This window comes from Streptomyces hundungensis (assembly GCF_003627815.1).
Lineage (GTDB): Bacteria > Actinomycetota > Actinomycetes > Streptomycetales > Streptomycetaceae > Streptomyces > Streptomyces hundungensis_A.
This window is the reverse complement of the sequence record NZ_CP032698.1, coordinates 4,295,840-4,317,730: the sequence shown is the minus strand read 5'-3', so window position 1 is coordinate 4,317,730 and position 21,891 is coordinate 4,295,840. Positions and strand designations below refer to the sequence as shown.

Annotated in this window: 26 protein-coding genes; 13 read left to right on the top strand and 13 right to left on the bottom strand. The window is 69.1% G+C overall.

Translation table 11 applies throughout. From position 1 onward, the window contains the following. Positions 1–64 precede the first annotated feature (64 nt). The 3 genes from DWB77_RS19275 to DWB77_RS19265 all read right to left on the bottom strand — a co-directional run bounded on the left by DWB77_RS19275 (position 65) and on the right by DWB77_RS19265 (position 2,745). On the bottom strand, positions 65–1,096 hold the full coding sequence (locus DWB77_RS19275) for an alanine racemase (RefSeq protein WP_120722423.1): 1,032 nt from the start codon (positions 1,094–1,096) through the stop codon (positions 65–67). 64 nt (positions 1,097–1,160) lie between these two features. Continuing rightward, positions 1,161–2,279: a lipid II:glycine glycyltransferase FemX gene (locus DWB77_RS19270; RefSeq protein WP_120722422.1), complete on the bottom strand. Its 1,119-nt coding sequence runs from the start codon at positions 2,277–2,279 to the stop codon at positions 1,161–1,163. A gap of 148 nt (positions 2,280–2,427) precedes the next feature. Next, positions 2,428–2,745, bottom strand: coding sequence for a hypothetical protein (locus tag DWB77_RS19265; protein ID WP_120722421.1), 318 nt, complete (start codon positions 2,743–2,745; stop codon positions 2,428–2,430). A 263-nt stretch (positions 2,746–3,008) separates the two neighbouring features. Between DWB77_RS19265 and rpsF the strand changes: the two genes are divergently transcribed. The 4 genes from rpsF to rplI all read left to right on the top strand — a co-directional run bounded on the left by rpsF (position 3,009) and on the right by rplI (position 4,710). After that, complete coding sequence (rpsF, locus tag DWB77_RS19260) at positions 3,009–3,299, top strand: 30S ribosomal protein S6 (protein ID WP_100575641.1); 291 nt, start codon at positions 3,009–3,011, stop codon at positions 3,297–3,299. Positions 3,300–3,373: 74 nt separating this feature from the next. Next, positions 3,374–3,964: a single-stranded DNA-binding protein gene (locus DWB77_RS19255; RefSeq protein WP_120722420.1), complete on the top strand. Its 591-nt coding sequence runs from the start codon at positions 3,374–3,376 to the stop codon at positions 3,962–3,964. 44 nt (positions 3,965–4,008) lie between these two features. After that, positions 4,009–4,245 carry a 30S ribosomal protein S18 gene (gene rpsR / locus DWB77_RS19250; RefSeq protein ID WP_005315025.1) on the top strand — a complete coding sequence of 79 codons (237 nt, stop codon included), beginning with the start codon at positions 4,009–4,011 and terminating at the stop codon, positions 4,243–4,245. Between the two features lie 18 nt (positions 4,246–4,263). Further along, complete coding sequence (gene rplI / locus DWB77_RS19245) at positions 4,264–4,710, top strand: 50S ribosomal protein L9 (RefSeq protein ID WP_120722419.1); 447 nt, start codon at positions 4,264–4,266, stop codon at positions 4,708–4,710. A gap of 153 nt (positions 4,711–4,863) precedes the next feature. On the opposite strand, the gene DWB77_RS19240 is transcribed toward rplI, so the two are convergent. After that, complete coding sequence (locus tag DWB77_RS19240; protein ID WP_120722418.1) at positions 4,864–6,213, bottom strand: MATE family efflux transporter; 1,350 nt, start codon at positions 6,211–6,213, stop codon at positions 4,864–4,866. Positions 6,214–6,636: 423 nt separating this feature from the next. Between DWB77_RS19240 and dnaB the strand changes: the two genes are divergently transcribed. Together dnaB and DWB77_RS19230 are read left to right on the top strand one after the other, a co-directional pair. Continuing rightward, positions 6,637–8,130, top strand: a complete 1,494-nt coding sequence (gene dnaB, locus DWB77_RS19235) for a replicative DNA helicase (protein ID WP_120722417.1) — start codon at positions 6,637–6,639, stop codon at positions 8,128–8,130. A gap of 91 nt (positions 8,131–8,221) precedes the next feature. Next, positions 8,222–9,625 (top strand): serine hydrolase domain-containing protein, encoded by a 1,404-nt coding sequence (locus DWB77_RS19230; RefSeq protein ID WP_120722416.1) that lies wholly within the window; start codon positions 8,222–8,224, stop codon positions 9,623–9,625. A 129-nt stretch (positions 9,626–9,754) separates the two neighbouring features. Here DWB77_RS19230 and DWB77_RS19225 read toward each other — a convergent pair whose 3' ends face one another. Together DWB77_RS19225 and DWB77_RS19220 are read right to left on the bottom strand one after the other, a co-directional pair. Beyond that, positions 9,755–10,207, bottom strand: coding sequence for a GNAT family N-acetyltransferase (locus DWB77_RS19225; protein WP_120722415.1), 453 nt, complete (start codon positions 10,205–10,207; stop codon positions 9,755–9,757). A 25-nt stretch (positions 10,208–10,232) separates the two neighbouring features. Then, a complete protein-coding gene (locus tag DWB77_RS19220; RefSeq protein WP_120722414.1) occupies positions 10,233–10,691 on the bottom strand; it encodes a MarR family winged helix-turn-helix transcriptional regulator in 459 nt (152 codons plus the stop codon). Positions 10,692–10,828: 137 nt separating this feature from the next. Here DWB77_RS19220 and DWB77_RS19215 point away from each other — a divergent pair, with 137 nt between their 5' ends. Together DWB77_RS19215 and DWB77_RS19210 are read left to right on the top strand one after the other, a co-directional pair. Continuing rightward, positions 10,829–12,040, top strand: coding sequence for an MFS transporter (locus DWB77_RS19215; RefSeq protein ID WP_120722413.1), 1,212 nt, complete (start codon positions 10,829–10,831; stop codon positions 12,038–12,040). Positions 12,041–12,075: 35 nt separating this feature from the next. Then, positions 12,076–12,507: a GlcG/HbpS family heme-binding protein gene (locus tag DWB77_RS19210; protein WP_120722412.1), complete on the top strand. Its 432-nt coding sequence runs from the start codon at positions 12,076–12,078 to the stop codon at positions 12,505–12,507. Between the two features lie 88 nt (positions 12,508–12,595). Here DWB77_RS19210 and DWB77_RS19205 read toward each other — a convergent pair whose 3' ends face one another. Together DWB77_RS19205 and DWB77_RS19200 are read right to left on the bottom strand one after the other, a co-directional pair. Continuing rightward, entirely contained in the window at positions 12,596–13,450 is an 855-nt protein-coding gene (locus DWB77_RS19205; RefSeq protein WP_120722411.1) for a GNAT family N-acetyltransferase, read from the bottom strand. Positions 13,451–13,455: 5 nt separating this feature from the next. After that, positions 13,456–13,977, bottom strand: coding sequence for a DUF2269 domain-containing protein (locus DWB77_RS19200; RefSeq protein ID WP_120722410.1), 522 nt, complete (start codon positions 13,975–13,977; stop codon positions 13,456–13,458). A 167-nt stretch (positions 13,978–14,144) separates the two neighbouring features. On the opposite strand from DWB77_RS19200, the gene DWB77_RS19195 reads away from it, so the two are divergent. Continuing rightward, positions 14,145–14,777 (top strand): HAD family hydrolase, encoded by a 633-nt coding sequence (locus tag DWB77_RS19195; protein WP_120722409.1) that lies wholly within the window; start codon positions 14,145–14,147, stop codon positions 14,775–14,777. A 9-nt stretch (positions 14,778–14,786) separates the two neighbouring features. Here the strand turns inward: DWB77_RS19195 and DWB77_RS19190 are convergent, their stop codons facing one another. The 4 genes from DWB77_RS19190 to DWB77_RS19175 all read right to left on the bottom strand — a co-directional run bounded on the left by DWB77_RS19190 (position 14,787) and on the right by DWB77_RS19175 (position 18,037). Further along, on the bottom strand, positions 14,787–15,269 hold the full coding sequence (locus tag DWB77_RS19190; RefSeq protein WP_120722408.1) for an NUDIX domain-containing protein: 483 nt from the start codon (positions 15,267–15,269) through the stop codon (positions 14,787–14,789). Between the two features lie 58 nt (positions 15,270–15,327). Then, positions 15,328–16,224 carry a LysR family transcriptional regulator gene (locus DWB77_RS19185; RefSeq protein ID WP_120722407.1) on the bottom strand — a complete coding sequence of 299 codons (897 nt, stop codon included), beginning with the start codon at positions 16,222–16,224 and terminating at the stop codon, positions 15,328–15,330. Positions 16,225–16,445: 221 nt separating this feature from the next. Continuing rightward, positions 16,446–17,570 carry a cystathionine gamma-lyase gene (locus DWB77_RS19180; protein WP_174248582.1) on the bottom strand — a complete coding sequence of 375 codons (1,125 nt, stop codon included), beginning with the start codon at positions 17,568–17,570 and terminating at the stop codon, positions 16,446–16,448. A gap of 86 nt (positions 17,571–17,656) precedes the next feature. After that, positions 17,657–18,037 carry a phage holin family protein gene (locus DWB77_RS19175; RefSeq protein ID WP_120722405.1) on the bottom strand — a complete coding sequence of 127 codons (381 nt, stop codon included), beginning with the start codon at positions 18,035–18,037 and terminating at the stop codon, positions 17,657–17,659. 50 nt (positions 18,038–18,087) lie between these two features. Between DWB77_RS19175 and DWB77_RS19170 the strand changes: the two genes are divergently transcribed. The 4 genes from DWB77_RS19170 (at position 18,088) to DWB77_RS19155 (ending at position 20,394) form a co-directional block, all read left to right on the top strand. Next, positions 18,088–18,405 carry a cupin domain-containing protein gene (locus DWB77_RS19170; RefSeq protein WP_120722404.1) on the top strand — a complete coding sequence of 106 codons (318 nt, stop codon included), beginning with the start codon at positions 18,088–18,090 and terminating at the stop codon, positions 18,403–18,405. A 140-nt stretch (positions 18,406–18,545) separates the two neighbouring features. Beyond that, complete coding sequence (locus DWB77_RS19165) at positions 18,546–18,767, top strand: DUF5326 family protein (RefSeq protein ID WP_120722403.1); 222 nt, start codon at positions 18,546–18,548, stop codon at positions 18,765–18,767. Between the two features lie 319 nt (positions 18,768–19,086). After that, entirely contained in the window at positions 19,087–19,857 is a 771-nt protein-coding gene (locus tag DWB77_RS19160; protein ID WP_120722402.1) for an IclR family transcriptional regulator, read from the top strand. A 102-nt stretch (positions 19,858–19,959) separates the two neighbouring features. Further along, on the top strand, positions 19,960–20,394 hold the full coding sequence (locus tag DWB77_RS19155) for an SsgA family sporulation/cell division regulator (protein WP_120722401.1): 435 nt from the start codon (positions 19,960–19,962) through the stop codon (positions 20,392–20,394). 24 nt (positions 20,395–20,418) lie between these two features. On the opposite strand, the gene DWB77_RS19150 is transcribed toward DWB77_RS19155, so the two are convergent. Then, the gene (locus tag DWB77_RS19150; RefSeq protein ID WP_246033570.1) at positions 20,419–21,765 is read right to left on the bottom strand and encodes a YibE/F family protein; all 1,347 of its coding nucleotides are present in this window, start codon (positions 21,763–21,765) and stop codon (positions 20,419–20,421) included. Between the last annotated feature and the right edge of the window lie 126 nt (positions 21,766–21,891).

Here is a 21,891-nt window from a genome sequence, read left to right as displayed (position 1 = left end):
GCCCCTGACCGACGGCGGCTGTCGTCGGTCAGGGGCCCGATGTCGTGGGTGCCAGAAGGCGGGACTAGCGCTCGACGAGCCGGTCGAACTGGGTGGTGGTGTGGCGCAGATGGGCCACCAACTCATCGCCCACGCGCGGCTCCTGGGAGTCCGACGGCACGAACAGGATCGAGACCTGCATGTGCGGGGGCTCCGCGAACCAGCGCTGCTTGCCCGCCCAGACGAACGGCGACAGGTTGCGGTTGACGGTGGCGAGCCCCGCGCGGGCGACGCCCTTGGCCCGGGGCATCACTCCGTGCAGCGCCTTCGGTGCCTCGAGGCCCACGCCGTGCGAGGTGCCGCCGGCGACCACGACCAGCCAGCCGTCGGAGGCGACCTTCTGCTGGCGGTAGCCGAACCGGTCGCCCTTGGTGACCCGGGTGACGTCGAGGACGGAGCCCCGGTACTCGGTCGCCTCGTGGTCGCCGAGCCACAGCCGCGTCCCGATGCGCGCCCGGAAGCGGGTCTGCGGGAACTGCTGCTGCAACCGGGCCTGCTCCTCGGCGCGCAGATGGCTGACGAACATGGTGTGCAGCGGCAGCCGGGCCGCGCGCAGCCGGTCCATCCAGGTGATGACCTCCTCGACGGCGTCCGAGCCGTCGGTGCGGTCCAGCGGAAGGTGCAGCGCAAAGCCTTCGAGGCGTACGTCCTCGATGGCGGAGCGGAGCATGCCGAGCTCCTCCTCCTTCACGCCGTGGCGCTTCATCGAGCTCATGCACTCGATGACCACGCGGGCGCCCACCAGGGCGTGCACACCGTCCACCGAGGAGACCGAGCGGATGACCCGGTCGGGCAGCGGCACCGGCTCCTCGCCGCGCCGGAACGGCGTCAGGACGAGCAGATCACCGCTGAACCAGTCCTTGATCTTGGCGGCTTCGTAGGTGGTGCCGACCGCCAGGATGTCCGAGCCGAACCGGGACACCTCGTCCGCGAGCCGCTCGTGGCCGAAGCCGTAGCCATTGCCCTTGCAGACCGGGACGATGCCCGGGAACTGGTCGATCACGGACTTCTGGTGCGCCCGCCAGCGAGCGGAGTCGACATAGAGGGTGAGCGCCATGGCCGTCCGGACCTTTCTGATGGCTGCGATGTGGGAGGTACGAGGAACGAGGTTACGCAACCGGTCAGCGGCGCGACATATACATGTCCAGCGCCTTGTGGAGCAGCTTGTTCAGCGGGAAGTCCCACTCGCCGAGGTACTCGGCCGCCTCACCACCGGTGCCCACCTTGAACTGGATGAGACCGAAGAGGTGGTCGGTCTCGTCCAGGGAGTCGGAAATGCCGCGCAGGTCATAGACGGTCGCGCCCATCGCGTAGGCGTCGCGGAGCATCCGCCACTGCATCGCGTTGGAGGGCCGCACCTCGCGGCCGATGTTGTCGGAGGCGCCGTAGGAGTACCAGACGTGCCCACCGACGACGAGCATCGTCGCGGCCGAGAGGTTCACACCGTTGTGGCGCGCGAAGTAGAGCCGCATCCGGTTGGGGTCCTCGGAGTTGAGGACGGTCCACATGCGCTGGAAGTACGACAGCGGGCGCGGGCGGAAGTGGTCGCGCACCGCGGTGATCTCGTACAGGCGCTGCCACTCGGCGAGGTCCTCGTAGCCGCCCTGGACGACCTCGACGCCGGCCTTCTCGGCCTTCTTGATGTTGCGGCGCCACAGCTGATTGAAGCCCTTGAGGACGTCGTCGAGCGAGCGGTTGGCGAGCGGCACCTGGAAGACGTAGCGCGGCTGGACGTCGCCGAACCCGGCGCCGCCGTCCTCGCCCTGCTGCCAGCCCATCTTGCGCAGCCGGTCGGCGACTTCGAAGGCGCGCGGCTCGATGTGAGTGGCCTCGACGTCGCGCAGGCGCTTCACATCGGGGTCCTGGATACCGGACTTGATGGCCGTCGAGTCCCAGCGGCGGATGACCACCGGCGGGCCCATCTTCACCGAGAACGCACCCTGCTGCTTGAGGTGCGCGAGCATCGGCTTCAGCCACTCGTCCAGGTTGGGCGCGTACCAGTTGATGACCGGGCCCTCGGGCAGATACGCCAAGTAGCGCTTGACCTTGGGGAGCTGACGGTAGAGGACCAGGCCGGCGCCTACGAGCTGCTCGTTCTTGTCGAACCAGCCGAGGCTCTCCGAACGCCACTCCGTCTTGACGTCAGCCCACGCCGGGACCTGGCAGTGGCTCGCCGCGGGCAGGGTCTGGATGTACGCCAGATGCTGCTCACGGCTGATGGTCCTCAGGGTCAGGCTCATGCGGGGCGCTCCTCGGCAGGTGTGTCCCCATGGGGTCAGGGGCTCCGGCTCTCGTGCCGAAGCCTACTGGGCCACAGGAGCGCCCCGGATGGCCGTACGGCTCTGTGCCGCGCGGGATTCCGTGGCGGGGACGGGTGTCGCGCGGCCGTCAGCCGCCGACGACACCACCGAAGAGGCCGCCGTGGGCCATGCCGAGGAAGAAGCCGACGGCGGATGCGCCGAGCCCGAGGATCAACAGGAACCGCTCGCGCGTCGTCGCCGAGATGAACTGCCCGTACGCGCCGGTGACGATGCCGATCAGGCCGGCCCACGAGCTGAGCAGGTGGAGGTTGTAGAACCACGCCGTGGTGAAGGCCAGCACGCCCAGGACGACCGTGACGGCCGCGAACGTGTCCTGGAGCGGGTGGGGCCTGCCGTCGGTGGCGAAGAGGGAGACGGGGGCGTTCGGTCGCACTGCTTGTGCCATGGGGCACCTCCTGGCGGAAAGCGGCGAAGGGTGACGCCGCACACACCGATGTGTACAGATTGCGTCCCCTGCCCACTGGATTTCAACCGGAAGCGGGTCAACAGGTACTCTGGACGGTCTGCACCGGTGTCAGCCGTGCCCGCATGCCCTCCCGCTCCTCACGGAGGGGATTGTCAGTGGGGGCCGATACCGTTGCTTACGCATCACGACCCTCCTGCCACGGAACGACCGTGGCCGCTGAGTCCAAAGGAGGTGGGTTCCACATGCGTCACTACGAGGTGATGGTCATCCTCGACCCCGATCTGGAGGAGCGCGCTGTCTCTCCCCTGATCGAGAACTTCCTCTCCGTCGTCCGCGAGGGCAACGGAAAGGTTGAGAAGGTCGACACCTGGGGCCGTCGGCGTCTCGCCTACGAGATCAAGAAGAAGCCCGAGGGCATCTACACGGTTCTCGACTTGCAGGCCGAGCCTGCGGTCGTCAAGGAGCTCGACCGTCAGATGAACCTGAACGAGTCGGTCCTCCGGACCAAGGTCCTCCGTCCCGAGACCCACTGAGCTTTCGCTCAGAGGTAATCGGGTCCGAGTAGCAACACAGCAGCCAGCAGCAATCCCCGCCGAGAGGTTCACCCATGGCAGGCGAGACCGTCATCACGGTCGTCGGCAATCTCGTCGACGACCCCGAGCTGCGCTTCACCCCCTCCGGTGCGGCCGTCGCGAAGTTCCGTGTCGCGTCCACTCCCCGCACCTTCGACCGTCAGACCAATGAGTGGAAGGACGGCGAAAGCCTGTTCCTGACCTGCTCGGTCTGGCGTCAGGCGGCGGAGAACGTCGCGGAGTCGCTTCAGCGAGGCATGCGCGTAGTCGTGCAGGGCCGGCTGAGGCAGCGGTCGTACGAGGACCGCGAGGGCGTCAAGCGCACGGTCTACGAGCTGGACGTCGAGGAAGTCGGCCCCAGCCTCAAGAGCGCCACGGCCAAGGTCACCAAGACCACCGGTCGCGGCGGTCAGGGTGGATACGGCGGCGGCGGTCAGCAGCAGGGCGGCGGCAGCTGGGGCGGAGCTCCCAGCGGTGGCCAGCCGGCCGGCGGCGGTGCACCCGCCGACGACCCCTGGGCCTCCAGCGCGCCGGCCGGCGGCGGACAGCCGCAGCAGGGTGGCAACGGCGGTGGCGGCTGGGGCGGAAGCTCCGGCGGCGGCTACTCGGACGAGCCGCCCTTCTAGGGCAGTTCGTAACCCCCACTTCTTGATCACACAGGAGAAACACCATGGCGAAGCCGCCTGTGCGCAAGCCTAAGAAGAAGGTCTGCGCTTTCTGCAAGGACAAGACCGCTTACGTGGACTACAAGGACACGAACATGCTGCGGAAGTTCATTTCCGACCGCGGCAAGATCCGTGCCCGCCGCGTTACCGGCAACTGCACGCAGCACCAGCGTGACGTCGCCACGGCCGTCAAGAACAGCCGTGAGATGGCGCTGCTGCCCTACACGTCCACCGCGCGATAAGGGAAGGGTGACCGAAAAATGAAGATCATCCTCACCCACGAGGTCTCTGGCCTCGGCACTGCCGGCGACGTCGTTGACGTCAAGGACGGCTACGCTCGCAACTACCTGGTCCCGCGTGGTTTCGCGATCCGCTGGACCAAGGGTGGCGAGAAGGATGTCGCGCAGATCCGTCGTGCGCGCAAGATCCACGAGATCGCGACCATCGAGCAGGCCAATGAGGTCAAGGCCCGCCTCGAGGGCGTGAAGGTGCGTCTGGCTGTTCGCTCCGGCGACGCCGGCCGTCTCTTCGGCTCCGTCACCCAGGCCGACGTCGCTTCGGCGATCAAGGCTGCCGGTGGCCCGGACGTGGACAAGCGCCGCGTCGAGCTCGGTTCGCCGATCAAGACCCTGGGTGCTCACCAGGTGTCCGTGCGTCTGCACTCCGACGTTGTCGCGAAGCTCGGCGTCGAGGTCATCGCCGCCTAAGCACCGCACAGCAGAAGAAGAAGAAGGGCCGTACCCCTCGGGGGGCGGCCCTTCTTCCGTGCTTGCCTTCGGTGTTTCACGTGAAACGGGACGGAAGCAGATGGCCGCGTTTCACGTGAAACACCACGCGAGCAGTCACGGGTCGCCTCCGGGTCAGCGACTGGCGCCGGTGACCAGCCAGCGCCCGGAGCGGGCCCGCAGGACCAGCGTCAGCATGCGGACGGTCATCATCAGCGCCATGGCCCACCACAGCGCTGTGAGGCCGCCGCCGAGGGTCGGTACGAGCAGTGCGACCGGGGCGAAGACGACCAGGGTCACCAACATGGCCCGCGCCAGGTAAGGGCCGTCACCCGCGCCCATCAGGACGCCGTCGAGGACGAAGACCACGCCCGCGACCGGCTGGGTCAGGGCGACCACGAGCAGGGCGGGCAGCAGGGTGTGCTGGACGGTGTGGTCGTTGGTGAAGAGCGGAACGAAGAGCGGCCGGGCCGCCACCACCAGCACGCCGAGCAGGACCCCGAAGGCGACGCCCCACTCCACCATGCGGCGGCAGGCCTGTTTGGCTCCGTGGGCGTCGCCGGCCCCCAGATAGCGCCCGATGATCGCCTGGCCGGCGATGGCGATCGCGTCGAGGGCGAAGGCCATCAGACTCCACAGGGACAGGATGATCTGATGCGCGGCGATGTCGGCGTCCCCCAGCCGGGCCGCGACGGCGGTCGCGATCATCAGGACGGCCCGCAACGAGAGCGTACGGATCAGCAGCGGGGCGCCTGCCTGTGCGCTGTTCCGGATGCCCGCGAGGTCGGGCCGGAGCGAGGCGTTGTGGCGCCGGGCCCCGCGCACGACCACGGTGAGATAGACGGCGGCCATGCCGAACTGGGCGATGACGGTGCCCCAGGCCGATCCGGCGATGCCGAGCCCGGCGCCGTACACGAGTCCCAGATTGAGCGCTCCGTTGGCGGTGAAGCCCCCGATCGCGACGTACAGGGGCTTTCGGGTGTCCTGCAAGCCGCGGAGGATGCCCGTCGAGGCGAGGACCACGAGCATGGCGGGGATGCCGAGGGCCGAGATGCGCAGATAGGTGATGGCGTAAGGGGCCGCGGTGTCCGAGGCGCCGAACAGGCCGACCAGCGAGGGGGCGGCGGGGAGTACGGCGGCGACGACCACGGCGCCCAGGAACAGGGCCAGCCAGATGCCGTCCATGCCCTGGCGGATCGCGGCGCGCAGATCTCCCGCGCCGACCCGGCGGGAAACGGCGGCGGTGGTGGCGTAGGCGAGGAAGACGAAGATGCTCACGGCGGTGGTGAGCAGAGGCGCGGCAATACCCAAACCGGCCAGTTGCGGGGTGCCGAGATGGCCCACGATCGCGCTGTCGGCCATCACGAAGAGCGGCTCGGCGACGAGGGCGCCGAAGGCGGGTACGGCGAGCGACACGATCTCGCGGTCGTGTCGGTGCCGGGAGGTCCGCCGGTCGCTCTCCGGCGCTGCGGGGGCCTGTTTCATGGGGTCAATCTAATCTTCCACAGGTAATGGATGCAATGCACCTGGAGTCCTTACTTCGAGGGTGGGCTCCGGTTCGCGCGGGCGCTGTCTGCCGAGATCTTGAGCCAGTCGGGAAAGTTTTTCTCCCCCACAGCCGGTGGATGGAGAAAGTGCAGGTCAAGTGGTTCGTCGTCGGGGTGCTATGACTTTGTCCACAGTGCTGTCCCCCGGTCCGTGCACAGGTTCCGGAGACTTCTCCACAGCATCCGGTCGTTCGTCCACAAGGCCTGTGGATAACCAGATTGGCTGACGCCGCTCGCGGGCCTACCGTGGTCCGGCGCCCGACGCGCCAGAACCGGAGTCGGGCTTCTCGTTTTGTCAGTGTCGTGCCGTAGAAAGAGTGGCACGGCTAGGTCCGCGGAGCGGACGGGAGGAGGTGGCCCGGTGAGCATTCCCGAGCCGTTGGACGAGCCCTGGGCCGACACCGGTCCAAGTGACCGTCTGCCTGTTTCCCGCCAGCGCGGCGACAGCGAGGTCCGTGGCCGCGGCCGCGGCAGAGGCCGTGACGATCAGCACGACCGGGGCCAGGACGACTGGGACGGCGGCTCCTCCGGCTTCGAGCGGGTGCCGCCCCAGGACATCGACGCCGAACAGTCCGTGCTCGGCGGCATGCTGCTCTCCAAGGACGCCATCGCGGACGTCGTGGAGATCATCAAGGGCCATGACTTCTACAAGCCCGCACACGAGACCGTCTACACGGCGATCCTCGACCTCTACGCCAAGGGCGAGCCGGCCGACCCCATCACCGTCGCCGCCGAACTGGTCAAGCGCGGCGAGATCACCCGGGTCGGCGGTGCGTCCTATCTGCACACGCTGGTCCAGTCGGTGCCGACGGCAGCCAACGCCTCGTACTACGCGGAAATCGTCCATGAGCGGGCGGTGCTCCGCCGGCTCGTCGAGGCGGGCACCAAGATCACGCAGATGGGATACGCGGCGGACGGCGACGTCGACGACATCGTCAACTCCGCCCAGGCCGAGATCTACGCGGTCACCGAGCAGCGCACCAGCGAGGACTATCTCCCGCTCGGCGACATCATGGAGGGCGCGCTCGACGAGATCGAGGCGATCGGCTCCCGCAGCGGCGAGATGACCGGAGTGCCTACCGGATTCACCGACTTCGACTCGCTCACCAATGGTCTGCACCCCGGTCAGATGGTCGTCATCGCCGCCCGACCCGCGATGGGTAAGTCCACGCTGGCGCTGGACTTCGCGCGGGCCTGTTCGATCAAGCACAATCTGCCGAGCGTGATCTTCTCGCTCGAAATGGGGCGCAACGAGATCGCGATGCGTCTGCTGTCGGCCGAGGCCCGGGTCGCGCTCCACCACATGCGCTCCGGCACGATGACCGACGACGACTGGACACGGCTGGCCCGGCGCATGCCCGACGTCTCCCAGGCGCCGCTCTACATCGACGACTCTCCCAACCTGTCGATGATGGAAATCCGCGCCAAGTGCCGCCGCTTGAAGCAGCGGAACGACCTCCGCCTCGTCGTCATCGACTATCTCCAGCTGATGCAGTCCGGCGGTTCGAAGCGTGCGGAGAGCCGCCAGCAGGAAGTCTCGGACATGTCGCGAAACCTGAAGCTGCTCGCCAAGGAGCTCCAGCTTCCGGTGATCGCGCTCTCGCAGCTGAACCGTGGTCCCGAGCAGCGCACCGACAAGAAGCCGATGGTCTCCGACCTGCGTGAATCGGGCTCCATCGAGCAGGACGCGGACATGGTCATCCTGCTGCACCGTGAGGACGCCTACGAGAAGGAGTCGCCCCGCGCGGGCGAGGCGGACCTGATCGTGGCCAAGCACCGTAACGGCCCGACCGCGACGATCACCGTCGCCTTCCAGGGTCACTATTCGCGCTTCGTGGACATGGCGGCGACCTGATCCAGCAACCCCGTTGGGTTACACGGTGCCAAAGAGGTCGGCTCGGGGAAAAGCGGTCGACGGGAGGCGGGTGCGCGGTTAGACCTAGCCCATGACCTCATCCCGTTCGCCCGTATCGCCCGCCCCCTTCGAAGAGCTGTTGCCATCGACGCGGCGTGCGCTGCTTCACCGCATCGCTGTCGCCCAGTCCGAAGGGAGGGCGCCCTCGCTGGTCGCGGCCGTGGCGCGGGACGGCCGGATGGTCTGGTCCGGCTCGCGCACCTCGGTCGACGGCCACGGCCCGGACGCCGACGTCCAGTACCGCATCGGGTCCATCACCAAGATCTTCACCGCCGTACTGGTTCTGCGGTTGCGTGACGAGGGGCTGCTCGATCTCGGCGATCCCTTGGAGAAGCACCTCCCCGGCACCGCGGCGGGCGGAGCGACAATCGCTCAACTCCTTTCCCACACCGCGGGGTTGGCGGCGGAGTCGCCCGCTCCCTGGTGGGAGCGGACGCCAGGAGAGCTCCGCCCCGAACTGACCGACGTCCTGGGAAGCGAGCCGTATCTGCACCCCGCGGGACGGCTCCACCACTACTCCAACCCGGGTTACGCCCTGCTCGGTTCTCTGGTGGAGGCGGTGCGCGGAGTGTCCTGGGAGCAGGCGCTGCGGAGCGAGATCCTCCAGCCGCTCGGGCTCGACCGTACGGGCACGCAGCCGGCGCACCCCCATGCCGGTGGCTGGGCCGTGCATCCGTGGGCCGATGTGCTGCTGCCCGAACCGTCCGAGGACCTCGGCCTGATGGCTCCCGCCGGGCAGCTCTGGTCGACCGCCGCCGACCTGTGCCGCTTCGCCGTCTTTCTCGCCGAGGGCGATGAGCGGGTGCTGAGCGCCGAGTCGGTGGCAGAGATGCGGACTCCCGCCGTCGCCCCGGAAGCGGGTGGATGGGACGACGGATACGGATTCGGCATGCAGCTCGCTCGCAGCGGTGGTCGCGAACTCGCCGGGCACACCGGCTCGTTGCCCGGGTTCGTCGCGGGTCTATGGATCAGCGTGGCGGACGGGGTGGCCGCCGTCGCGCTCGCCAATGCGACCTCGGGTCCGATGTGCGGCTCGCTGGCGGCCGATCTCGTACGCATCGTGGCGGACGCCGAGCCGCGCTTCCCGGAGCCCTGGCGCCCCCTCCCTGAGGTGGATGAGCACCTCCTGGCGCTCACCGGGCCCTGGTACTGGGGCACCCACGCCTACGGCCTGCGGCTCACTGCCGAGCGGGGGGTGGCGCTGGCGCCGCTGCGGGGGATCGGCCGGGCGTCCGCGTTCAAGGCGGCCGCCGACGGGACCTGGGTCGGTCTCGACGGCTACTACCAGGGCGAGACACTCCGTGTGGTGCGCCGACCGGACGGTTCGGTGAGCCATCTCGACCTCGGCTCCTTCGTGTTCACGCGTGAGCCGTACGGCCCCGAGGCGAGCGCCGTGCCGGGTGGTGTGGACCCCGAGGGCTGGCGGGGAATCTGACGTTTCACGTGGAACCGACACCGGACGCGGCCGTTTCACGTGAAACGGCCGCGCCCGGCCTTCGCTGTAGGTCTGACGCCCTGCGGCACACCGGGCGGTCATGCGAGACCGTTTCACGTGAAACGGGGCCTACAGCGGCTTCTTGAACCCCACATGTGAGGCCTCGAAGCCCAGCCGCTCATAGAAGCGATGAGCGTCGATGCGGGTGGCGTCCGAGGTCAGCTGAACCAACTGGCAGCCCAGGCGCTCGGATTCGGCGATGGCCCATTCGATGAGGATGGTCCCCAGGCCGCTGCCCCGCTCTGTCTTCTCCACGCGGACGCCCTCGATGATCGAGCGAGACGCTCCGCGCCGGGAGAGACCGGGAATGACGGTGAGCTGAAGCGTGCCGACGACCTGCCCGCCGCGATCCGCGACCACCAATCGCTGGTGGGGATCGCTCGCCAGCCGGTCGAAGGCGGCGCGGTAGGGGGCGAGGTCGTCCGGCGATTCGCGCTGGGCGCCCAGCGGATCGTCGGCGAGCATCGCCACGATCGCCGGAATGTCCTCGGGCGTCGCGGGCCTGATCTCAAGATCGTTCATGGATAGGAGCGTACGCCCGGCCCTGTCAGGCCGGTGCGTGCAGCGCCTCAACTGTGCGGACCAGGGGCGCCAGTTGGGGGTTGGTGGCCGCTTCGTCCAGGGCCTCGCGCAGTGCCCTGTCGTTGGTGGGCCGCGCCTCGGCCAGCAGGGCGAGACCGGAGTCGGTGACGTCCGTGTAGATACCGCGCCGGTCGGTGTCGCAGAGGTACCGGGTCAGCAGGCCACGGTCCTCGAGCCGGGTCACCAGCCGGGTCGTGGCCGACTGGCTGAGGACGACGGCGTCGGCGACCTGCTTCATCTGGAGATGGCCCCCGGGGCCGCTGTGCTGGCGACTCAGGACGTCGAGCAGGGAGTACTCGCGCACGCTGAGGTCATGGCCCGACTGGAGGGCGCGCTCGATGTGGGCATCGATCTTGCCGTGCAGCAGGGAGAGCGCGCACCAGCCCTGGGCGAGGGCGGTGAGTGCGGGGTCGGTCGCGGTCATGCGTCTGTCCTCCGTCCGGAGCGGCGTGTCCTCAGGATAGTCCACGAGTGCAATAGCCCGCGTTTGCAATTAGCCAGCGTCTGCAATTATTGTTGACGCTTGTAAGGGGCTCAAGCAATCTTCTGGAAGGCCATCCCATGCCACTCGCGCTCCTAGCCCTCGCCATCGGGGCGTTCGGTATCGGCACCACGGAATTCGTGATCATGGGGCTGCTCCCCGAGGTCGCCGGCACCTTCGATGTCTCCATCCCGACCGCCGGATACCTGGTCAGTGGCTATGCGGTCGGCGTGATGCTCGGCGCGCCGCTCATGACGCTGCTGGGAACGAAGATCAGCCGCAAGCGGATGCTGATGCTGCTGATGGGCTTCTTCATCGTCGGCAACGTGCTCTCCGCGCTCGCGCCCGCCTTCGGGCTGATGCTGGCCGGGCGGATCGTCGCCTCGCTCGCGCACGGCGCGTTCTTCGGAATCGGTTCGGTCGTCGCCGCGGACTTGGTCGCCCCCGAGAAGAAGGCCGGGGCCATCGCCATGATGTTCACCGGTCTGACCGTCGCCAACGTCGTGGGCGTACCGGCCGGCACGCTGATCGGCCAACAGGTCGGCTGGCGCGCGACGTTCTTCGTCGTCGCCGCCCTCGGGGTGCTGGGACTGCTCGGCGTCGCCAAGCTGGTCCCGGACATGCCGAAGGCTGAGGGCGTACGGCTGCGCCACGAGATCGCCGCGTTCCGCAACGTCCAGGTGCTGCTCGCCATGGCGATGACCGTGCTCGGCTTCGGCGGTGTCTTCGCCGCGATCACCTACATCACCCCGATGATGACGAACGTCGCCGGCTATGCCGACACCTCCGTCACCTGGCTGCTCGTGCTGTTCGGCCTCGGGATGGTGGTCGGAAACCTCGTCGGCGGCCGGTTCGCCGACCGCGCTCTGATGCCGATGCTCTATGTCTCGCTATCAGGGCTCGCCGTGGTCCTGGCGCTGTTCACGGTGGCCGCCCACGACAAGTCCGCGTCCGCCGTCATGGTCTTCCTCATCGGCGCGCTGGGCTTCGCGACCGTCCCCCCGCTGCAAAAGCGGGTCCTCGACCAGGCCGCCGGCGCACCCACCCTGGCGTCCGCCGTCAACATCGGCGCCTTCAACCTCGGCAACGCGCTCTCCGCCTGGCTCGGCGGCGTCGTCATCGCGGTCGGCCTCGGCTACACCGCCCCGAACTGGGTCGGCGCGGCACTCGCCGCCTCCGCCCTCGTGCTGGCCTTCGTCTCCAGCGCGCTGGAGCGCCGTACGGCCACGCACAGCACCGTCGTCGCGGGCGCCGTACCGGAGCCGATCCGGGTCCCGGCCGCCCACCGCTGAATCAACTGCCCATAACCGTCAAGGAGTTGTCCCGCATGAGCACCACCACCCTCGCACCGGCCCCGTTCAGCACCCAGGATGCCGAGGTCCTCGTCGAAGCGGCCCGGGTGGCCGCGGAGGCGGCCGGGGTCACCGTCGCGGTTACCGTCCTGGACGCGGGCGGCCATCTGCTCGCCTTCCGCCGGGACGACCGGGCCGTACTGATCGCCGGGGAGACCAGCACACGCAAGGCGTACACGGCGCTCCAGCTGAACGCGCCGACCGCCGACCTGGTGGACGCGGTCCAGCCGGGCGGCCCGTTCCACACCCTGCCGACGGCGCTCGACCGTCCGCTGCTCTTCATCGCGGGTGGCGTGCCCGTGCATCGCGACGGCCGTCTCATCGGCGCGATCGGCGTGGGTGGCGGCGCCCCCGAGCAGGACCACGGATTCGCGTCCGCCGCCGTCGCGAACCTGACTCGCCGCTGACCACCCCGATATCCCGGCATCCGCCCTCAAGTGCCGTTACTGGGACGGCACATGAGGGCGGACGCGTACTGAGGCAGCGAGGGCCGGGCTAGCCCGCTGCCACCGTCAGGGGCGCGAAGCGGCGGGTCCAGTCGCCGGGGAGAGCCGGGATGCCCCGGGTCATCACCGCGTTGAAGCCGACCGAGTCCAGGCCGGACGCCCTCAGCCAGCTCAACAGTTCCTCGTGCCGTACGTCGACGTCCGTGCGCAGCGGCCGGTCCGTGCCGGCCGCGAGCGAGGCGACCAGAGCCTTGGCGGTCTCCGTGTCGCGGGCGATCAACGGGCCGACCACATGGGTGTGCATATTGGGCCAGGCGGCCGCGAACCCGATGAGGCCGACCGAGTCCTCGGCGACCCGCAACTGATCGCAGAAGGCCGGCAGCCGGGTGATCATGTGGGTGCGGTCCTGGCCGAAGACCTCGGTGTCCAGCCGGAGGATCGCCGACAGGTCGTCCGCGGTCGCCGGACGGGTGGCCACCGTCGGGGCGGGCCCCGACGGCTGGAAGTGCCCCACGACCATCTCGGCGCGGCCGGTCGTTGCGAAGCCCAGCTCCTCGTAGAGCGGGCGGCCGTTCGGTGTGGCGTGCAGGGTGAGCGGAGTGCCCTCCCACTTCTGGAGCACGTCCTTCATCAGCCGTCGCCCGACGCCCTGCCGGGCGAAGCGCTGGGCCACCAGGACCATGCCGATGGCCGTGAGACCCGGACCGTACGAGGTGACGACACAGGCGGCGACCAGGCCCTTGCCGTCCGGGGCATCGATTCCGTATCCCGTGCCCGCCGCGAGCAGAAGCCCCCATTTGTGCTCCTCCCGTGGCCAGCCCCGGTCTTCGGAGAGGTCGGCGCAGGCGACGACGTCTTCATGGGTCAGATGGCGCAGGGGGAGCTCGGCGAGCGGTGAGGGCATGAAGGTCAGGTTGTCCGACGCCTGGGCGCGGCGTCCAGCAGTTTCCGGCTCTCGGCATGGTGCTTCCGGCCACGCTTCGTCAGTCCCCAGGGCTTGAGCACCGAGATCGCCGTCATGAAGAAATAGGCGCTGGAGGAGACGACGGGCGCCGCGACCAGGCTGACGTCGGGCGCCCCCGCGGCGACAGCGCTGTTGATTTCCGGCCGCAGCGCGAAGGCCGACAGACACAGCGTGAGCAAGGTCAGCCAGAACTTGACCCAGACCCAGCGGTGGCGCGCGAGCCCCCACCGGGTGCCCCCCGAGAGCACCACCCCGGTCACCAGCGACACGGACGCGATGGGTATCACCAGCCAGTCGCCGAAGACCTTCATGGCGCGGTACGCGGACTCCGTCATCGCAGGGGAGTCCGTGGTGAACGCGGTGACGCCGAGCGCGAGCAGTCCCAGGGTGAGGCCCAGCCAGCTCACCGAGACGGCGACATGAGCCACCAGCCAGCCCCTGCGGGAGCGCCGACGCAGATGTTTCACGTGAAACGGCGTCGCCCGGAGCGGGGTGGGCCGGGGCGGCGTGGGCTGGACCGGCGTCGAACCGGATGAGGGGAGCGGTGGATGTTTCACGTGAAACAGGGTGGCGCCGCACGGCTGGGCCGGGCGTCCGACAGGGGGAGTAACCCCTCGTACTAGCCTCGGCGTACATGGCGAGACTTCATCTCTTCGACCTCGACGGCACGCTGATGCGGGGCTCCGCCGCACCGGTCGAGATATCCCGGCAACTGGGACTGCTCAGCGAGATCGGCGAGCTGGAGCGTGAGCTGTCCGCAGGGCTGATCGGGCCTCCGGAGTACGCGGTACGCGTCCATGCCCTGTGGGCCGGGCTCACCGAGGCGCACGTGGCGAGCGCCTTCGAGAGCGCCCCCTGGCTCACCGGGATCCAGGACGTGTGGCGCGAGATCCGGGAACAGGGTGACTACTGCGCCGTCATCTCGCTCTCCCCGTCCTTCTTCGTGCGACGGCTGCTCGCCTGGGGCGCCCACGCCGCCCACGGCTCCGTCTTCCCGGACGTGCCGTTCGCGCGGCCGGTGGATCCGGCCGGGATCCTCAGTCCGGCCGCCAAGGTGAGCGTCATGGACCGGCTGTGTGCCGAGTTCGGTGTCAGCCCCCGAAGCTGTGTGGCGTACGGGGACTCGATGTCCGACGTGGACCTCTTCGCCGCGGTGCCCGTGTCGGTCGCGGTGAACGCGGATCACCATCTTGAGGGCCTCGCGACCCATGCGTACACCGGTGACGACCTCCGGGAGGCCTACGCGCTCGTCCGTGCCGCTGGGTGAGCGCGGGGGTCAGCCCAGGTCGGGCGCGTGCATGGCGCGTACACCCTCGATGTTGCCGTCCAGGTAGTGCCTGAGGGACAGCGGGACGAGGTGTACGGAGGCGATCCCGACACGGGTGAACGGGATGCGGACGATCTCGTACTCACCGCACGGCTCGTCGATCTCGGGGCCGTGCCGCAGCGAGGGGTCCATGGAGTCGAGGCGGCAGACGAAGAAGTGCTGCACCTTCACTCCGGTCGCCCCTCCGTCGGCGCCGATGTGCTCGACGGTGTCGACGAAGCAGGGCACCACGTCGGTGATCTTGGCTCCGAGTTCCTCGTGCACCTCGCGGTGGAGGGCCTCGACGACGGTGGAGTCCTCGGGCTCGACCCCGCCACCGGGGGTGACCCAGTACGGATCCATGCCGGGCTTGGTGCGCTTGATCAGGATCAGGTCGTCGCCGTCGAGCAGAACGGCTCGTGCGGTGCGCTTGACCACTGGACGTACGGTCATGGGAGAAATGTGGCCCGAAGGGATGGCCGCGAAACTCCTCGGGCCTGGCCGCCGCACCTCAGCTCCAGTCGACGGCGGCACGCAGCAGCCATTCCTGCGCCCGCGCGATGTGTGCGAGACCGAGTGTGCCGGTGCGCGCCGCGAGGAAATAGGTCCGCAGCGGAGGCACCGGGGGGTCGAGGAGCGCCACCACCTCACCCTGTTCCAGGGCCGTCTCGCACAGGTAGCGGGGCAGCACCGCCAGGCCGGCCCCGGCGGCCACCGCGGCCAGGACGGCCCGCAGGTCGGGGGCGATCACCGTGCCCGTGGCCGCGGGCCGGGCGTCGAACACGGCCGCCCAGTAGCGGGTCACCAGCGGAAGCGACTCATGGACCTCCACCACCGGGATGGGCTCCAGGACCTCGGGACCGCCGTGGCGCACCGCGCCCGGTCCGAGTCGTGCCGCCCAGCGCACCCCGGCGACCAGCACATGTTCCTCGTCGCACAGCGGTGTCGACGTCAGCAGCCCACCGCGCGGCCGGGCGGTGGCGATGACCAGGTCGTGGTGTCCGGCGGCCAGGCCTTCCAGGGTCTCCTCCGCGTTCCCGAAGGAGGCCCGCAGCGCGAGTCCCTGCGGGATGAGCCGGGTGAGAGCGGGCAGGGCCCGCACTGCCGTGAACTCCGGCGGGCCCGCCAGGTGGAGCGTCCGCGCGCCCGATTCCTCGCACAGGCCCGGCTCGGTGATTTCGACGAGTGCGTCCAGATGCGGCGCGGCCCGCTGGGCCAGTTCGTCGCCGATCGTCGTCGGGGTCACCCCGCGCGCCCTGCGCAGGAACAGGGTGTGGCCCAACTGCCGCTCCAGGGTGCGGATCTGGCTGGTCACGGCGGGCTGTGAGAGTCCGAGCAGCGCCGCGGCCCGGGTGAAGGAGCCGGCCCGGTGCACGGTGACGAACGTACGCAGCAGGGCAAGGTCCATGCGGGCGCCCTCCCGTCCTGAACTGCCTCGCGCCATCCCCGGCCGGACCCCACTATAAATATGTCGATAGGCCTCTGTCGTTCCGGTGATTGGACACTGACGCAGAGTCAACTAGCCTTGGCCAGGCGGTTCTTCGTACGCGAGGAACCGGGACGGTCCGAGCCACGAGGGGGGAGGCTCGGACCGTCCGTCCTGCGGAGGCGATACGCTCCGCACGGCGATCACGAGGCCGCACCCGCCTCGTCCAGGGCGCGTTCCACATCCGCGATCAGATCGGGTGCGTCCTCCGCGCCGACCGAGAAGCGGATGAAGCCCTCCGCCACCGCGTCGCCGCCCCAGCGGCCACGCCGTTCGGCGGTCGAGCGCACGCCACCGAAGCTCGTGGCGTCGTCCACCAGACGCAGCGCCTCCAGGAACCGTTCGGCGAAGGCGCGGTCGGGCAGGTCGAAGGAGATCACGCAGCCGAAGCGGCGCATCTGCGCCGAGGCCAGTCGGTGCGAGGGATCCGAGGGCAGGCCCGGATAGCGCAGCCCCGTCACCTCGCCGCGTTTTGCCAGCGCCTCTGCCAGGGCGAGGGCGTTGGCGGCCTGCCGGTCCGCGCGCAGGTGCAGGGTGGCGAGGGAGCGGTGTGCGAGCCAGGCCTCCATCGGCCCCGGGATCGCCCCGACGACCTTGCGCCAGGTGCGTACGCGTGCGGCGAGCCGGGGATCGCGGCACACCACATAGCCGAGCAGCAGATCGCCGTGGCCGGTCAGGCCCTTGGTGCCGCTGGCGACCGCGAAGTCCGCGCCGAGTTCGAGGGGGCGCTGCCCGAGCGGTGTGGCCAACGTGTTGTCGACCGCCACGAGCGCGCCCGCTTCGTGTGCGGACCGCGCCAGCCGGCGTACGTCGCACACATCGAGACCGGGATTCGACGGTGTCTCGATCCACAGCAGCTTCGCGCCGTCGAGGTGCGCCAGTTGGGCATCCCCTGCGGTCGGCGCGGTGCGCACCTCGATGCCGTACGCCTCCAACTGCTCACGGACCAGGGGCAGGGCCTGATAGCCGTCGTCCGGCAGGACCACGGTGTCCCCGGAGCGCGCCTGGGAGAGCAGGACCGCCGAGATCGCCGCCATCCCGGAGGCGAAGACGACGGCTTCGGCGCTCTCGTCGGGGGACTCGAGTTCGGCTATGGCCCGTTCCAGATGGGTCCAGGTCGGGTTGGTGTCGCGGCCGTAGGTGTACGGGCCGGCCGCCTCGCCGGGCAGGTGGAAGTGGGCGGCGAACACCGGCCCGGGCAGGGTGGGTTCGTAGGCCACCGGCGCGGGGATCCCGGCGCGTACGGATCGAGTGCCGTCACCTGTCATGCCACATGCTCCATTCATCGCGGGGGTGTCAAGCGGTCCCTCGGTGCGGTCTTCGTCATGGACGGGCCCGACGGAGGGGGCGACGCTCAGTCCTTGTCGTCGGGCAGGACGATGTGCATGGCCCAGGACACGACCGAGATGATCAGGGCGCCCACCACGGCGGTCCAGAAGCCCTCGACATGGAAGCTGAGATCGAGCTTGTCGGCGAGCCAGGAGGTCAACAACAGCATCAGGGCGTTCACCACCAGGGTGATCAGCCCGAGCGTGAGGATGAAGAGGGGGAACGACAGGAGCTTGACCACGGGCTTCACGACGAAGTTCACGACGCCGAACAGCAGCGCGACCAGGACCAGCGTCAGCGCCTTCTTGCCGGTGCTCTCACCGGTCAGCGTGATGTTCTTGACCAGCCAAATGGCCACGGCCAGGGCGGCCGCGTTGGCGATCGTCTTGACTACGAAATTCTTCATGGGTCTGATCGTGGCAGACCGGATCGGCACGAGCGCAGGGGCAGACGGCGATGAAACATTTCCGACTCGACGAGCTGGAGACGGAGCGGGCCGCCAACGACGGCGCGTATCTGCAATTCCTACGAGAGCGAAACATGTCGGCGGGGTTGTACGCGCTCGACGCGGGGGCGCACGACCCGCAATCCCCGCACGCCCAGGACGAGATCTACTTCGTGGTCAGCGGCCGCGCGTCGATCACCGTGGGCCTGGAGACGACGCAGGTGGCGCGGGGCAGCGTGGTCTACGTGCCGGCGGGCGTAGCGCACAAGTTCCACCACATCACCGAGGATCTGAGGGTTCTGGTGGTCTTCTCTCCGCCTGAGAGCTGAGGGTCGACCCCGATTCTCCCTAGGGGTTCGGTCAGGGGAGTTCAAGGGCTGCGAGGGCCCCGCCCGGCACCCCCTCCCGCCTAGCATCGAGGGTGTCGAAAGCGCACAGAATCGTGAACTGACGGAAAGAGGTAGGGACGATGGCGGCACGGGAGTTGTTCGCGGGAATGCCCTGGTGGGTGAAGTGGGTCGCCGTGCCGCTCATCGCCCTGGTGGTGTTCGGCGGTGTGATCGCGAGCGTGATCGGGTTCCTGTTCGGGCTGCTCTTCAAGGTCCTGGTCTTCGTGGCCCTGGTCGGCGGTCTGATCTACCTGGTGCGGAGGTTCATGTCCTCCTCGTCCTCCTCGCGTAGCGACTGGTAGTCGGCCCCGGGCGGAACATGACCTTCCGCCCGGGGGCCGTGGCAGCCGCCGTCGAGCAGTCCTTGCCGACCCGGCAAGCCACGTCGGGGGCGGGCGGGCGTTAGCCCGGCCGGGGGAACGGACCTTGCCGAGCCCCCTTCGCCCAGAGGGCCGCCATTAGAGTGGCCAGTCTCTGCCGCCCCCTGGGAACCACGGGTCCTGATCGATCCCGACCGCCGGTCCGACCGGCCCGTGCCGCCGCCCCCGGGGTCGCGGCGGGCGCGCGGGGGCGGCCCCCGCGGGCGGGCGCGTTGCCCGTCAGCACGCCTGGGGGTGACCTGTGGCCACGGCTTCGAACGGCGCCGTCCCTACCCTGATCGGCTCGGTCCAGCGAGCCCTGCGTCTGCTTGAGGCAGTGGGGTCCCACCTGGACGGAGCTCCCGCCAAACAACTGGCGCGCGAGGCGGGGCTGCCGCTGCCCACCGCCTACCACCTGCTGCGGACGTTGACTCACGAGGGCTATCTGCGGCGCGAGCACGGGGTGTTCGTCTTCGGGCCCGCGGTCGAGCGGCTGGCCGTGGGTGGGGCATTGCAGAATCGTCGCAGCAAGATCGCCAACTCACTGGTCCGCTGGCGGGACTCCCTCGGAGTGCCCATCTACTTCGCGGTCTACCGCGAGGGCGAGATCGAGATCGCCGGGGTCGCCGACACGCCCGACGTACCCGCCGTCGAGGAATGGGCCGACTTCCGGGAGACCGGACACGCCCACGCCATCGGTCAGTGCCTGCTCGGCCAGCTCGACGAGCGCACCCGCGAGGACTACCTCGACCGGCATCCGGTCCAGGCCATCACGCCTTACACCGTGCGGGACCGCCGCGTTCTGACGGACCGCCTCGCGGCTACGGAGCGTATGCAACCGGTGGTGGAACGGCAGGAATACGCCCTCGGGACGGTCTGCGCCGCGATCCCCGTCACGGCGGGCTCAACTCCCGCCACCGTGGCCATCTCCGTACCCCTTCACCAGCAAGAACGCCTCCTTCCGACCATTGAGCGACTCCGCGTCGAGGTGGCGGTTCTCTGGGGCTCCCCGGCCCTCTCTATCAGTATCTGAAATATCACTCCTTGTGATCCGCTAGCGCTTACAGCACGATGGCGTCAAGAAGGCCAACGGGGATCATTCCTGGCCAAGTTCGGCTAAAGCGGGGTGCGTGCGATGCGTGAATCGGTTCAGGCAGAAGTGATGATGAGCTTCCTCGTGTCCGAGGAGCTCTCCTTCCGGATCCCGGTGGAGCTGACGTACGAGGCGAAGGATCCCTATGCGGTGCGCATGACCTTCCACCTGCCCGGCGACGCGCCGGTGACCTGGGCCTTCGGTCGAGAGCTGCTGCTCGACGGCATCAATGTGGCGACCGGCGACGGCGATGTGCGGATCGAGCCCACCCACCCCGAGGAGCTCTGCGACGTACGCATCAGACTCCAAGTGGGCGAGGACCGCGCCCTGTTCCGGTCCGGCGCGGCGCCGCTCGTGGCGTTCCTCGACCGCACCGACAAGCTCGTACCGCTGGGGCAGGAGTGGACGCTCGGCGACTTCGACGAGCATCTGGAGGACGCGCTCGGGCGCATCCTCGCCGAGGAGAACGCCGGTTGACCTGCCGCTTGTCGAAGTAGCCCGCTACTTCTTACGGCGGCGACCGCCCCCGCCGCGTCCCGCACCCACGCGGGAGGCGGGGCGGGTCCCCGTGCTCGACCGGTCCGCCGAGACCACCAGGGCGGCCAGCGCGGTGGTCAGCGGCACCGAGGCGACCAGGCCGATCGAACCGACGAGGGTGCGGACGATCTCCTCGGCGACCAACTCGCTGTTGGCCACCGTTCCCACGCTGCTCTGGGCGATCGAGAACAGCAGCAACAGGGGCAGAGCGGCGCCCGCGTAGGCCAGCACCAGCGTGTTCACCACCGAGGCGATGTGGTCGCGGCCGATCCGGATGCCCGCCCGGTACAGGCCACGCGGGCCCATCGTCGGATTCGCCTCGTGGAGCTCCCACACGGCGGAGGTCTGCGTCACCGTCACGTCGTCGAGCACGCCGAGCGAACCGATGATGACGCCGGCCAGCAGCAGGCCGGACATGTCGATGTTCGGATAGAGGCCGTGGATGAGGCCGGTGTTGTCGTCGGTGTTGCCGGTGAGCGCGGCCCAGCCGATGAAGAGCGAACCGAGCAGTCCGATCAGCATCAGCGAGACGAGGGTGCCGAGGACGGCGACGGAGGTGCGCGCGGACAGGCCGTGGCACATGTAGAGCGCGATCAGCATGATGGCGCTCGCCCCGACCACCGCCACAAGCAGCGGGTTGGAGCCCTGGAGTACCGCCGGAAGGATGAACAGGGTCAGCACGGCGAACGAGACCACCAGGGCGACGAGCGCCATCACCCCGCGCAGCCGGCCCACGACCACGACGGCGAGCGCGAAAACGCCCGCGAGCAGCGCCATCGGGAATCGACGGTTCACATCCGTCACGGAATATTGCAGGTCATGGGGGGCGTCGGGGGCGTACGCGACGATCACGTCCTGGCCCGCGTGCAACTGGCGGGGCGAGTCGGGCTGGACGATCTCGGTGAAGGTACGGCCCTTCTCCTTGCCCGAGGTGACCTCGACGGTGGCCTTGCCGCACGGCTTTCGCGGCGCGTTCCTCGCCTGCTGGCTCTCGGCGGTGGAGGTGTCGCCGTTCGACGGGCCCTGACCGACGTTGACCGACTTGCAGTCCACTGTGTCCACCGTGACGACCCTGGCCTGCTGGGTCTGGCGGTCGAAGCCGACACCGGTGCGCTGGTGCGGCGGGGCGCCGCCCGGCCAGAGCACCACCAGACCCACAAGTACCGCTGTGGAGAAGGGAATCAGTACGGCGGCGATGACCTTGCGCAGGTGCTGGGAGACGGGTGCGGCCGGGCCGTGCGCGTGCGAGTGGCCGTGCCCGTGGCCGTGTCCACCGTGCTGGTGCGGAGGGTGCGGTTCTGGTGAGGTCACCGCCTGATCATCGCAAGAACACAGGGGGCCCTCTGTTCAGCGCGCCAGAAAGGACGCTAGCGTGGTGACACCTTTGCACACGCGGGAGCTCGGAGCACCGGGCTGAGAGGGCGCTGACAACCGTAC